Genomic DNA, 13,970 nt, shown 5'->3' with positions numbered 1-13,970 from the left:
ACCTATTCACCTAACGCTCCGTCTATCAGCTTGATCAGCTCTAACGCTGATCTGAAGGGAACTGTCTTATCTTCGTCCACCCATGTTACCAGTCCCTGCCAGCTGCTGTGCTGACGCTGCTGCACCCGGATAATAAAAGTTCCTTTATCGCCGTGCTGTTCCAATAGTTCTTCATCTTTCATAACTTTTATCATCCTCTCCTTCTTATTTTCATTCTTTTTAACTGCACGAAATGTTCTGTCTTCTGTCCCCGGAAAAGGGAAGCTGATACTATTAAAGAAGTCTTCCATATAAAATATCATTTCTTCCAGACTATTTAAGACTTCCGCATCTCTCTTGTATGCATGATACAAACGTCCCGATGTTTTACCTTCTTTATAATCATCCACACAAAATACAATTCCGTTGCGGGCCCCTATATAACTTTGACTCTTCTTCAATGTATATCATGCTCCTTTTCATGCCTTTAGTTTCTATACTATCTATATCATAAACACACTTTAACATTTTCAGAAACAAAGAAACAATCAAAAGAATTTACAAAAAGGGGTTTTTTACAAGTTTTTTATTGTTTTTTATTAATTTCAGAATGGACAGGTGGTTTTTAAAGGAACAGCTTGTATGGTGATGGCTATTCATCCTTACAGAACTGTTCCCCCTATATGCCATTCTTAACCCTGTTATTTAAAGAAGCTGTCCTGCTGTTTCTCCGTGAAATACTGAAGCGGGTCAACTGCGGTTCCGTGCTCTTCCACCTGGAAGTGAAGGTGGTTGCCTGTGGACTGTCCCGTTGTACCGGATAATCCGATCTGCTGTCCCTTCTCTACTTTCTGTCCTTCTTCTACGAATACTTTTTCATGATGCATGTATTTAGTTACGAGTCCGTTTCCGTGGTCAATGATAACCATGTTGCCGGCCGTTCCTGCTTCTCCGGCAAATGTGACGGTTCCGGATGCTGCTGCGTAAGTCGGTATGTTATACGTTCCTGTTCCAAGATCAATGCCTTTATGATAGGTTCCTGCTCCTGCAATAGGTTCCTCTCTTGAACCGAAGTCACTTGATAAGAGTGCTCCCGGACACGGGTTTACAAATGTTCCGAGCATATTGCTGAACTCGCCCAGTGTCATGTTATCAAGTCTGTACAAGTCATACTGCTCCATCTGTCTGATCAGTGACTGTCCGTATGTCAGGCTGGTTGCCCAGCGGCTTCCTATCTTCATTGCAAATGTGTTTGCATCAGTCACACCTAAGGTAAGGTCCAAATAGACTTCCTTCAAAAGATCGGTGCGGTCCTCAATACATTCCGTGTAAGTATCATATACCCGGAAACCGGATACGATCGTGTAGAGGGATCCGTCCTTTGACTGTTCCCCTGTGATCATATCGACACTTCCTGCCGGTCCTGTTCCTTTGATTCCGAAAAGGTTGTTGTACTGGTATGCCAGATAAGATAACCCTTTTCCGTCTTCTCCGCCCGGTCCGTACTGTCCGAAACCTGACTCCTGGATGATCTGTGCAATTGTTACAGATGCCGGATACCCTGTTTCATCCTGACACTTCAATGCTGCTACGATCATTTCCTGTGTAATAAAGGACGGGAGTCCTTCGATTGGAACTGATACGTTATACTTAATCTTCTCGCTGTCATCTAAGAAGCGGATAGAAGCTGAATAGCTGTTTACCGTACTCTCTTCATATGTACCGCCGCCTGCTGTTTCATAATAGGAATCATCAGAAGCCCCGCCGTTATCTGAAGGGGGTGTCTGGACCGGTTCGTTTGAACCGCCGTCATCAGGCTGTACGTCGTCTGTTACACCATTATCAGTATTCCCATCATCCGGTTTCTCAGTTTCGTTCTGGTCACCGTCCGTATTTCCATCATCAGGCTTCTCAACTTCATCCTGACTTCCATCTGTATTTCCGTCATCAGGCTTTTCCGTTCCATCCTGCTCTCCGTCAGGCTTTCCGTCATCAGGCTTTTCAGATTCTCCCTTGTCTTCGTCCGTCTTACCATCGTCAGGCTTTTCTGTTCCGCCCTGCTCTCCATCAGGCTTACCATCATCAGGTTTTTCCGTTCCGCCCTGTTCTTCGTCTGTCTTACCATCATCAGGTTTTTCCGTTCCGCCCTGTTCTTCGTCTGTCTTGCCATCATCGGGCTTTTCTGTTCCGCCCTGCTCTCCATCAGGCTTTCCGTCGCCAGGCTTTTCTCCCATACTTTCATCTTCTGGATTTGTCTGGTCAGTATTCTCTGTTTCAGTCTCCTGATTTTCGTCTTTCTTATCTTTATCCTTGTCTTTATCTTTTTCCTCATCTGACTGCCCGTCAGTATGTTCCGCCCCGTGCTGTTCAACTGCATTATCCTGCTCTAAACCGAAAGTCGTCTGTATCTGGCCTGCTACGATGCAGATACTAATTCCTAATATAAGTACTACTTTTTTTAACTTCATAAGATACATCCTCTCCTTAATTGTCTGTTACACTGCAACTACAATCTGAATTTGAAATTAACATTTCACCCAAATATATACGTATCCTCAATATAATAACATCTTAACAGACTCATAGTCAAAGGAGCAATCAAAAAAATGTTGTTTAAGCGGTATTATTAGGTTTATTTATTGACTGTATTATTAAAAAAATTTCCACAACTGTATTTAAACAGAAGTGGAAATTTGTATTCATATATTTACTTTACGTCTGCTTCCTTCTCAAAGACAACGCTGTTAACATAGTACTGCACGCCAGTTCTCTGCCTGCCTACGAGGAAATTGTAGTTAATACGTTTCTGGACGATTGCGCAGCTCTCGAGAGTTGTATTTACGAGAAGTACCAGATATTGCCCTCTCCCGTAGCGGTTCACAGCATCGCCCCTGCGTATGGACTTGCAGATAGCGTCTCCCAGTCTGCCCGCCAGCTGTTCTAACTGCTCTCCACTCTTCATCCGGTTACCCTTGCTGTCCACGATCGTACAAAGCATCAGATAAATCGACTGTCCGCTTCTCTCTGCCATGCGGTTCACCATCCGGTAGATTCCCTGAAATACCGGATAAGAACACATATATCCTCCCCGGATTTCATCCTTGTCTTCGATCAGTTCTTTCTGGATATTATCCAGCAGATCATACGGGTGCAGCATCTGGTCCCCCAGCCTGTCGAGAGAACTCATAAGCTTCTGTGAAGGGCGGATTCCCCGCTCCTTGAAATATCTCTCTACCGTCTCTGCATACAGGTCACTTGCTTCTTCATAACATCCCATACTGATCAGGGCATCCATCGTAATACTTTCCCAGTCTGAGAATGGTGAAATCGCTGTCGCATAGACTCCCAGTTCCTGGAGCTGAAGGTAATCTTCCTTTTCCTTCAGTATCCCGGCAGCCTCCTCTACGCAGGTACAGAACTGGGCACGGTATCTTCTGGCCTCGGATGCAGCCCAGAGTACCCCCGCATACATGATCAGAAATTCACCCGTGTAACAGTGGCATGCATCAAGTAAAAGCTGAAGCCTGCAGTCAATATCCTCCTCATTCAAGGCCTCCTGATATAAACGGTCAAACTCTGACGCATCTTCTATCACAGGAATTTCTTTTGTCCAGTAGAATGTCCCTTTTTCAAGATAAATATAATTTACCTCGGGAAGACCTGCGTTTTTTAACTTATTCTTAGCATTATAAATTACACTCTGCATTGTGTGGTGAATATTCTTGATGTCCCTGTCCCCAAAAAGCATCTCCTCCAGCTGTTCCCTCGGCACACCTTCCTTGCGGTTATGCAGAAGAATCTGCATAAGGTATGCAAATTGTGTCTCACTTACTTTCTTGCCGAGCAGAGAATTTCCTTTGTACGTAATCGAAAAATTACCGAACATCTTTACATGTAATGCGTTGTCTTCCAGATCTTTTGCCATCTTAGTCATATGCCTTTCTCCCTTAAAAATACTAAGAAGTCCTATCCAGAAATAAACTACGCTATTTCCAGCGGTACGGCCGTCCTGCAGGAATTTTGCCTGAACTTTTATGCCGCCCTTCTCGATGATTGTTACCGGTTTATATTATATTACCAGTTTTATACATTATATCTTTTACTCTTTGGTGAGTCAATAACAAATCTGCACTTTACGTAAATGCAAAAATATGAGCGCAATCAAAACACATTTTGTATTTAAATTTGTTTTATATTTTTCCAATATAATATAGAATTCTTCCTGCGATATCATTCATACTGACAGGCCCGAAACTTCTGGAATCTTCTGATATCTCCCGGTTATCTCCCACTACAAATACTTCAGAAGCCCCAACCTGTACCGGGAACTGTATATCTGCCGACATCCAGTCAGTTTCACCTAAAGCTTCCTCGAACTCTGCTTCTTTCCCGTTCACATATAGTTTTCCTGCCTGTATATTCACGGTATCCCCGGCAACTGCAACAATCCTCTTCACATATTCTTCTCCGCCCGGGCGGTTCACAACCACGATATCTCCAACCTTGTACTCCGGCACACTGCGCATATATACGACTTTATCCTGATCATGCAGTGTCGGGTACATCGAATCTCCGTCAACTGTTGAGATTCCCATTAATATATAAAAGACAACAAGCATGATAATAATCAGCGCCAGAAACTGCACTGTCGTAACCAGTCTTGTCTTGCGTTCTTCTTTTCTCTTTATCTCTTTTATTCTGGGATCTACATCCTCCAGAACCTTTTTCTTGATTGCATCTATCTCCATGACACCATCTCCTGTCCTGTGTGTAAACGGTAACATTTCTTTTATTATAGTTTATTTATAAAATGAATACAAGCTGACAAATATAGGGATTTATATGTTATAATATTACTATTTATAGGAACAGCATATAACTGTTAGCCCTATATAATAATTTCAGATAAGGAGCATTTGTATGAAACGGTTCAGTATTTTTAAAGTCATACAGCTATCTGTCTTGGTCATCATGAGTCTTATCAGTATATTTCTGCTGTTAAAACCCGGTGTCAAGCAATATGTGTTTTCATCCGTTGAGGCAACTACCTTGTTTATCATGATCTGGCTGGTCCTGATTATCAGCTTCATCTTTATTCTGGTAGACTTAAGGCTGATTTCCTCAATGAAATCAAACTACCACAGTCTGTACGGTGTGGCCTATTCAGACCCTCTTTCCGGTATTCCGAACCGCTTCAGCTGTGACATTCTGATTGAAAAGTATGTAGATTCAAAGCTGCCGTCCGATATCGGCTGTATTATGATTGATATTACAAATCTTCCTGATATTAATAATTCTTACAGCCACGCAATCGGCAACAGGACGATCAAGGAGTTTTCAGACATTCTTTTTTCATGCTCCCTGTCACTTTGTTTTGTAGGAAGAAACGGGGGCAATAAGTTCCTCGCTATTTTTGAAGACTGTACGCAGGATAAACTGAATTCATTTCTTAAGAAAGTAAAGGACCGCGTGGCATTCCGTAACAAACGTGCCGATGCGATCCCGATTGAATACAGGGCAGGCTGTGCACTGAACAGTCAGGAGCACCTCACAAATATTACAGAATTGATTGCGCTTGCTAACAAACGGATTTATGAAACCTCAGAGACCGGGAGGTAATCTTTTATTATGGCAAAACTGGATTATGAATACCTTGCCGGGATCCTTGAAAAGGCCCGGGCAGGGGACGGCAATGCTTTTGCCGAGATTTACACAGCAACTTATTATACGCAGTATCAGGTGATCTGCCAGGATACGCAGGATAAAGATCTGGCTCTGGATCTCCTGCTTCGGCTGTATACTTCCGCTTTTATGGATATTCATTCCTTAAGCTCACCGAAGTATCTCTTATCATGGCTGGATCAGATCCGGTGTAATATCTGTGCCGAATTCTGCAAAACTGTACAGAAAACTTCATCAAGGAACATCCCGATTTCACACAAAGAGGCTGCCCTGGATGCGTTTACGGCCAACCGGATTCTTACCAATGCACTTGCAGTATGCGGCATTGCACCTAGTGATGTTCCGGTAGATGTATTGGAAACGTGGATGAATTACACGAAGCCGGGAATATACAGGGTCAGATACCTTATTTATTCTATGCTGGCAATACTCGTTCTTCTGCCCCTTTTATTTGTAAAACCTTCTGTCAAAGCAGAGTGGACAGGTTCGGGAGACGGGGGCGCAGAGTATTCACTATTGATTCATTCACTTCTTCCTGTGAGCAGCGTCAGTGCCGAGCTGAACGGGTCTCCTGCAGACCTTGAAAAGGCAGGGTACAGAGAATACAGGGCAGTGGCTGGTGAGAATGGTACGCTGGATATTACCGTGAGGAGTGTGAATGGACAGACATATACAAGAAGCTATGACCTGACCCCATTTGATACCGAACCTCCTGTACTGATTGCTTCTGACAGGCGAAGCGGGAAGTTTTACCTGACAGTCCGGGAGACCTATTCCGGGATAGATTATGAAGGAATCACTGGGTTAACTCCTGAATCTTATGACCCACAAAGCGGACTGCTTGTCTTTCCTGTACCAGATGCAGAAGTTACCGTAACGATTCCGGATAACGCAGGAAATACGCTGACTGTCAGCCTGACTCCTTAAGTTTCTGATATTCAGATCATATAATGAATATTAATGAAATAAAAAAGACGCTTTAGATATGTTTTTACTGCTGATTTAATGCAGTTCCATATCTAAAACGTCTTTTTTTCATTACTGGATTTTATAGACTGTGCTCTGTAACTTTAGTCTTCAGATGACTCATCACTCTTCTTCATCCTCTGATATTTCAACTTCTTCTCCATCGATTTCCGCTGAAGCCTTCCTAACCTTCGCAACACTTGCAACTTTTTCGTTATCCGGCAGGTTGATCAGTTTCACACCGGAGGTTACACGTCCAAGCACTGAGATATCAGAACACTTCATTCTTATAATGATACCTTCTGTATTGATAATCATAATTTCATTATCTTCATCTACAGCCTTCATTCCAACTACATTGCCGGTCTTTTCGGTGATCTTATAGCATTTCACACCCTTACCGCCTCTGTTCTGTACAGTAAACTCATCCATATTGGTACGTTTACCCATACCTTTTTCAGATACGATCAGAAGATCGCTGCCCTGAATACTGATCTGCATTGCAATCACTTCATCACGGTCGCTTAAATTCATTCCGCGCACACCCATGGATGTTCTTCCCGTCGCCCTTACGTCCTGTTCGTTGAACCGGATGCACTGTCCATACTTTGTGACAAGAATTACATCTTCCTGATTATCGGTAATCTTTACTTCAATCAGTTTATCGTCTTCACGCAGCGTAATCGCTGCAAGTCCTGTCTTTCTGACGTTAGCATAGTCCTTGATCGGAGTCTTCTTAACAAGACCCTTTTCCGTTGCCATGAACAGATATTTGCCGTCCTCATATTCCTGTATCGGAATCATTGCCGTAATCTTTTCATCCGGCATCAGCTGGAGCAGATTGATAATGGCTGTTCCTCTGGCCGTTCTGCTTGCCTCAGGAATCTCATATGCTTTCAGACGGTATACCCGGCCTGTATTTGTAAAGAACATAATATAGTGGTGGGTCGATGTAATAAACAGCTCCTCGATGTAATCGTCATCCAGAGTCTGCATACCCTTGATTCCCTTACCGCCCCTGTTCTGGCTCTTGAATGTATCTACCGTCATACGTTTGATATATCCGAGCTTTGTCTTCGTTACCACGACATTTTCCCGAGGTATTAAGTCTTCCATGGAAATATCAAACTCATCGAATCCAATAGAGGTTCTTCTGTCGTCACCGTACTTATCAGAGATTATCAGGATTTCTTCCCTGATGACGCCGAGGAGAATCTTCCTGTCTGCGAGGATCGCCTTTAATTCTTCGATCCTTTTCATCAGTTCTGCGTATTCGCTCTCCAGCTTCTCTCTCTCCAGACCTGTCAGTGCACGCAGACGCATGTCCACGATCGCCTGGGACTGAACCTCTGACAGATCGAACCTTGCCATCAATTCTTCTTTGGCAACCTGTACATTCTTGGAACCGCGGATAATCTTAATAACCTCATCGATATTATCAAGGGCAATCAGTAATCCCTGTAAGATATGGGCGCGTTCCTCTGCCTTATTCAGCTCATACTTTGTCCTTCTGGTTACGACCTCTTCCTGATGCTTCAGGTAGTATGTCAGCATATCCAGAATGTTCATGACTCTCGGCTCGTTATTCACGAGTGCAAGCATGATAACGCCAAATGTATCCTGAAGCTGTGTGTGTTTATACAGCTGGTTTAAGATGACATTCGGATTCACGTCACGGCGCAGCTCAATACAAATCCTCATGCCTTCACGGCTGGACTGGTCTGCGAGGTCCGTAATACCGTCGATTTTCTTGTCTCTTACAAGCTCTGCGATCTTCTCGATCAGCCTTGCTTTATTTACCATGTATGGAAGTTCCGTTACAATGATACGGTTCTTACCGTTAGCCATGGGTTCTATATTAGTGATTGCACGGACTCTGATCTTGCCCCGTCCTGTGCGGTATGCTTCTTCAATCCCTCTTGTTCCGAGTATCTCCGCGCCTGTTGGGAAATCGGGTCCTTTGACTACCTTTAATATTTCCTCAATTGTTGTCTCCCCGTTCTCTTCGATCTGGTCATCAATGATCTTCACGACTGCGTTGATGACTTCCCGCAGATTGTGCGGCGGAATATTTGTAGCCATACCTACGGCAATACCGGACGTCCCGTTTACAAGCAGATTCGGGAATCTGGATGGGAGTACCACCGGTTCTTTCTCTGTCTCATCAAAGTTGGGCGCAAAATCAACGGTATCCTTGTTGATGTCTGCCGTCATCTCCATGGATATCTTGCTTAAACGCGCCTCTGTATATCGCATGGCTGCCGCACCGTCCCCATCGACGGAACCGAAGTTTCCATGACCGTCTACCAGAGGGTATCTGGTGGACCATTCCTGTGCCAGATTAACGAGTGCCCCGTAGATAGAACTGTCTCCGTGAGGGTGGTATTTACCCATTGTATCACCGACGATACGGGCACACTTACGGTGTGGCTTATCGGGTCCGTTGTTCAGTTCGATCATAGAGTAGAGGATTCTTCTCTGCACCGGCTTTAAACCGTCCCTGACATCCGGAAGCGCTCTGGATGCAATAACGCTCATGGCGTAATCAATGTAGGAAGTTTCCATGGTCTTTTTCAGGTCTACTTCATGGACTTTATCAAAAATATTATCTTCCATTTTTATATCCTTTCCTGTTTCGTGAAATTGTGTAACTGTTCAAAAACCACGAAATTATTATATATCAAGGTTTTTCACATATTTTGCATTCTCTTCGATGAATTCACGTCTCGGCTCTACCTTGTCTCCCATCAGGGTTGTAAAGGTCAGATCCAGCTCAGAAGATGTCTCTTCATCCATGACAACCCGCAGGAGAACCCGGTGCTCCGGATCCATGGTGGTATCCCACAGCTGTTCCGCATCCATCTCTCCAAGACCTTTATAACGCTGGATCTTGTTATTCCCGTCTCTTCCGACTTCTGTCAGGATCTGGGCCAGTTCTTCATCACTGTATGCATACCATGCCTTCTTGTTCTTCTCCAGTTTGTACAGCGGCGGCTGTGCCAGATAAACATAGCCGTCTTTGATCAGGTCAGGCATAAACCGGTATAAAAATGTTAATAATAGTGTACTGATATGAGCCCCGTCAACGTCGGCATCAGTCATGATGATAATCTTATGGTATCTCAGTTTGGAGATATCGAAATCATCATGAATCCCTGTTCCGAATGCAGTGATCATAGCTTTTATCTCTGCATTCCCATAGATTCTGTCCAGTCTTGCCTTCTCGACATTCAGAATCTTACCACGAAGAGGAAGGATTGCCTGTGTCGCACGGTCTCTGGCTGTCTTAGCTGAACCGCCGGCGGAATCTCCCTCAACGATATAGATTTCACAGTTTTTCGGGTCCTTGTCAGAACAGTCTGCGAGCTTGCCCGGAAGTGACATTCCTTCCAGTGCAGACTTTCTTCTTGTCAGGTCCCTTGCTTTTCTTGCCGCTTCTCTTGCACGCTGCGCCATGACAGACTTCTCTACCGTCATCTTTGCAACGTTCGGGTTCTGCTCCAGAAAAATCTCAAGCTGGCTGCTGACGATACTGTCTACTGCCCCTCTTGCTTCGCTGTTTCCAAGTTTCTGCTTTGTCTGTCCCTCGAACTGTGGGTCCTCGATCTTCACACTGATGATCGCAGTCAGCCCCTCCCTGATATCTTCACCGGAAAGGTTTGGCTCACTGTCCTTGAGCAGTTTATTTTTTCTTGCATAGTCATTAAACGTCTTTGTCAGGGCGTTTCTGAAACCGACTATATGTGTTCCGCCTTCAGGAGTCGTAATATTATTTACAAATCCATAAGTATTATCGCTGTAGGAATCATTGTGCTGCATGGCAACCTCGACAGCCACGCCGTCTTTCATGCCTTCACAGTAAATAATCTGCTCATAGAGCGGCGTCTTGCTCTTGTTCAGATAGGCAACAAATTCCTTGATTCCGCCCTCGTAGTGGAAGGTCCTTTCCCTTGGCTCCTCCTCGCGTTCGTCCCGGATCATGATCTTAAGGCCCCTTGTCAGGAATGCCATCTCACGAAAGCGCTGTTTCAGAACATCATAATCAAAAATTGTTTCTTCAAATATTTCATCATCTGGCAGGAATGTGACTTTTGTCCCAGTTTTGTCAGGCTCACATTCTCCGATCACGTTTAATTTCAAAACAACCTTGCCACGCTCGTAGCGCTGCATATAGATTTTTCCCTCGTTGTAAATCTCAACTTCCAGCCACTGGGAAAGCGCATTAACAACAGAAGCACCTACACCATGTAAGCCTCCTGAAACCTTGTATCCCCCGCCGCCGAACTTGCCGCCCGCATGCAGAATCGTAAATACGACTTCAACCGCCGGAAGCCCGGCTTTGTGGTTCAGCCCTACCGGGATACCACGTCCGTTATCAATGACTGTTACTGAATTATCAGGATTTATACTAACTGAGATTGTATCACAATAACCGGCCAATGCCTCATCTACAGCATTGTCCACAATCTCATATACCAGATGGTGGAGTCCTCTTGAAGAAGTGCTGCCGATGTACATTCCCGGCCGTTTCCTGACCGCTTCCAGTCCTTCTAATATTTGGATTTGATCTGCTCCATACTCGGCGTCAAATTCTGTACCTGTTGCACCCATTTAAAAACCTCCTAATTTTCTTTTGCTACCTGCCCATTTTTTACATGGAAAATTTTATTAATAGAAAACCGATGATTTACAAACTCATCTAATCCAGTACATGTGATTACTGTCTGTATATCATGAATACTGTCCAGTAAGTAGTTTTGCCTGTGTTTGTCCAGTTCAGACAAAACATCGTCCAATAATAATACCGGTGTGTCATTAATCATTGACCTCACCAGCTCAATCTCTGAAAGTTTCAGCGAAAGAGCCGCCGTGCGCTGCTGTCCCTGGGAACCAAATTTCCTGATATCAAGGGAGCCTGCCGTAAAGCACAGATCATCCCTGTGCGGCCCAACGGAAGTACTCTTCATCCTGATATCACGCTCTCTGTTTTTCCTCAGAGCCTGTTCAAGCCCCATACTGCCGGTACTTGACTCATAGGTAATCGTAATCTTCTCCTTACCGCCTGTCAGCTTATCATGGATTTTCGAAATGATTTTATTTACATCTTTCACGAACTGTTCTCTTCTCTCAGTCACTTTTGTCCCGTACTCAACTAATTGCATATCCCAGATATCCAATGTCTCTACAAGATTCTCCTGCCTGTATATATCTTTGAGTAAGGAATTCCTTTGATTAATAATTCGATTATAGTTAGAAAGATTGCTGAGATATACTTTATCCAGCTGAGATAATTCCAGATCAATAAATCTTCTTCTGCCGGACGGTCCCTCTTTGATAATATTCAAATCCTCCGGCGAAAAAAATACAAAATGGATAATCCCAAATAATTCGCTTGCTCTTCGTATCGGAATCTTATTGATTGCGATTCCTTTCGGACTGTTTTTCTTCAGATGCATGTCGATCTGGAATTCGGTGCCCCTTTTCTCGATCACCGTTTCCAGATGCGCCTCGTCACTCCCAAACTGTATCAAATCCCTGTCTTTCGTGCCTCTGTGAGATTTGGTCGTTCCTGACAAATACAATGCCTCCAGAATATTCGTCTTTCCCTGAGCATTATCACCGTACAAAATGTTAGTCTTGGGGTCAAATTTCAAATCTAACAATTCGTAATTCCTGTAATTCTTTAGCTTTAGAGATTTGATTACCATTGATGTTTCCTCAAGTATGTCACTATTCTACACTTTTTCAGACTATTTTTCAATTTTTATTTCCTGTCCGTCAAATTGAACGACATCTCCGTCATATAATTTACGTCCTCTTCTAGTGTCAGTCTCGCCGTTTACTTTTGCTTCGCCGTCCTGTATTACCTCTTTTGCTTCGACCCCTGACTCGACCAGTCCTGCTGCTTTCAGTGCCTGTCCCAGCTTAATAAATTCATCTCCGTCACGCAACTTAATGATTTCCATACTGCTCCTCTTTTCTGACTATTTATCTGTACTATGCAACTGCATTAAAGTTTACCGGAAGAATCAGGTAAATATAGCTCTGATTTTCGTCCTTGATAAAACATGGGGCCTTTGCATTCATGAAATACAGGTCCACTTCCTCGTCATCAATGACTCTGAGGGCATCGATCAGGAACTTCGGATTAAATCCGATCAATAAATCTTTTCCTTCTTTCACGATAAAAATCTCCTCATCCATGGATCCGATCTGGGATTTGATCTTCAGCTCCATGGATCCCTCACGGATATCAATGATGATCGGCTTCTTGTCTCCCTCTTTGATCAGGAGTGTCGCTCTGTCGATACAGTTCAGGAGTTCTCTTTTATTGATTCTGACTTTTGTCTCATAATCGCTGGAAAGCATCTGGTCAATCTTGAAGTACTCGCCTTCGATCAGACGTGATACAACGACTGTCCTGTCAAACTCAAACACAATATGATTCTTGGTAAATGATATATCAACGTCCGCCTCTGCCTCTCCGCCGATGATCTTACTGATCTCCTGCAGGGTCTTTCCAGGTACGATTACCTTTTTCGGGGCATAGGATTCTTTTAATTCGATCTTACGGATAGAGATTCTGTGTCCGTCCAGAGAGACTACTTTCAGGACGTTATCTTCGATCTCAAACAGTTCTCCTGTCATCATCTTGTTTGTATCATTGTCGGCAATCGAGAAGATGGTCTGACGGATCACTTCTTTGAGCGTGAACTCAGAAACGGTAATATAATCATCCTTCTCGATAATCGGGAGATAAGAGAAATCCTCCCCTGACTGTGCTGCAATATTGAACTTTGCCTTTTCACAGGTAATCAATGTCTGATTGTCTGCCGTTGTCTCTATCGTTACTTCACTGTCCGGAAGCTTCCGGACGATCTCAGAAAAGATCTTTGCGTTTAATGCAATGATACCTCTCTCAACAATGTCTCCGTCAATCCTTGTTTCGATTCCAAGTTCCATGTCATTCGCTGTAAGCTTTATAACATCCATGGATGCGTCAACCAGAATACATTCCAGAATAGGCATAGTTGTTTTTGAAGGTACAGCTTTTGATACAATGCTGACTCCTTTTACGAGATTTGATTTTGAACAAATGATTTTCATATGTCAGTAACTCCTTTCGATGGGTGTGGTGAATATCTTTTCGACCGCGCATTTTTAAAAATATTTATATAAATCAGCTCCGCCTTCTTAGCCTTAGGGGCTGTGGATAAGTTAATAAGTGGTTCCAGGCCTTGATTTTAAAGGGTTTGTCCATACTGAAAACTCTGTAGACATCCACTGTATGACCTCGGGATAATGTGGGGATAATCTGAACCTCAAAAAGTCCTTAATCCGTT

Annotated in this window: 11 protein-coding genes; 2 read left to right on the top strand and 9 right to left on the bottom strand. The window is 43.7% G+C overall.

Annotation, left to right across the window (positions count from 1 at the left end; translation table 11 throughout):
- Window positions 1-2: 2 nt before the first annotated feature.
- The 4 genes from ABIN22_RS17590 to lepB all read right to left on the bottom strand — a co-directional run bounded on the left by ABIN22_RS17590 (window position 3) and on the right by lepB (window position 4,727).
- Window positions 3-440 (bottom strand): hypothetical protein, encoded by a 438-nt coding sequence (locus ABIN22_RS17590; RefSeq protein ID WP_242996221.1) that lies wholly within the window; start codon window positions 438-440, stop codon window positions 3-5.
- A gap of 240 nt (window positions 441-680) precedes the next feature.
- The gene (locus ABIN22_RS17585; protein WP_346910237.1) at window positions 681-2,447 is read right to left on the bottom strand and encodes a peptidoglycan DD-metalloendopeptidase family protein; all 1,767 of its coding nucleotides are present in this window, start codon (window positions 2,445-2,447) and stop codon (window positions 681-683) included.
- Between the two features lie 239 nt (window positions 2,448-2,686).
- Window positions 2,687-3,913, bottom strand: coding sequence for a BTAD domain-containing putative transcriptional regulator (locus ABIN22_RS17580; protein WP_242996223.1), 1,227 nt, complete (start codon window positions 3,911-3,913; stop codon window positions 2,687-2,689).
- A gap of 256 nt (window positions 3,914-4,169) precedes the next feature.
- Complete coding sequence (lepB, locus tag ABIN22_RS17575; protein WP_109733257.1) at window positions 4,170-4,727, bottom strand: signal peptidase I; 558 nt, start codon at window positions 4,725-4,727, stop codon at window positions 4,170-4,172.
- Between the two features lie 172 nt (window positions 4,728-4,899).
- Between lepB and ABIN22_RS17570 the strand changes: the two genes are divergently transcribed.
- Window positions 4,900-5,598, top strand: a complete 699-nt coding sequence (locus ABIN22_RS17570; RefSeq protein WP_109733258.1) for a GGDEF domain-containing protein — start codon at window positions 4,900-4,902, stop codon at window positions 5,596-5,598.
- A gap of 9 nt (window positions 5,599-5,607) precedes the next feature.
- Window positions 5,608-6,588 carry a hypothetical protein gene (locus ABIN22_RS17565; RefSeq protein ID WP_346910234.1) on the top strand — a complete coding sequence of 327 codons (981 nt, stop codon included), beginning with the start codon at window positions 5,608-5,610 and terminating at the stop codon, window positions 6,586-6,588.
- Window positions 6,589-6,750: 162 nt separating this feature from the next.
- On the opposite strand, the gene gyrA is transcribed toward ABIN22_RS17565, so the two are convergent.
- From gyrA to dnaN, 5 genes are read right to left on the bottom strand one after another with little or no spacing between them, the layout of a single operon-like run.
- On the bottom strand, window positions 6,751-9,243 hold the full coding sequence (gene gyrA, locus ABIN22_RS17560) for a DNA gyrase subunit A (RefSeq protein WP_109733260.1): 2,493 nt from the start codon (window positions 9,241-9,243) through the stop codon (window positions 6,751-6,753).
- Window positions 9,244-9,300: 57 nt separating this feature from the next.
- Window positions 9,301-11,238, bottom strand: coding sequence for a DNA topoisomerase (ATP-hydrolyzing) subunit B (gene gyrB / locus ABIN22_RS17555; protein ID WP_109733261.1), 1,938 nt, complete (start codon window positions 11,236-11,238; stop codon window positions 9,301-9,303).
- Window positions 11,239-11,249: 11 nt separating this feature from the next.
- Complete coding sequence (gene recF, locus ABIN22_RS17550; protein WP_109733262.1) at window positions 11,250-12,335, bottom strand: DNA replication/repair protein RecF; 1,086 nt, start codon at window positions 12,333-12,335, stop codon at window positions 11,250-11,252.
- 42 nt (window positions 12,336-12,377) lie between these two features.
- Window positions 12,378-12,593 (bottom strand): RNA-binding S4 domain-containing protein, encoded by a 216-nt coding sequence (locus tag ABIN22_RS17545; RefSeq protein ID WP_109733263.1) that lies wholly within the window; start codon window positions 12,591-12,593, stop codon window positions 12,378-12,380.
- Between the two features lie 31 nt (window positions 12,594-12,624).
- Window positions 12,625-13,734 carry a DNA polymerase III subunit beta gene (dnaN, locus tag ABIN22_RS17540; protein WP_109733264.1) on the bottom strand — a complete coding sequence of 370 codons (1,110 nt, stop codon included), beginning with the start codon at window positions 13,732-13,734 and terminating at the stop codon, window positions 12,625-12,627.
- Window positions 13,735-13,970: the final 236 nt, after the last annotated feature.

The organism is Faecalicatena orotica (assembly GCF_905197545.1).
In the GTDB taxonomy this organism is placed as follows: Bacteria; Bacillota; Clostridia; order Lachnospirales; family Lachnospiraceae; genus Faecalicatena_A; species Faecalicatena_A orotica.
The sequence above is the reverse complement of the archived record's forward strand: the minus strand, read 5'-3'. Positions and strand labels throughout refer to the sequence as shown.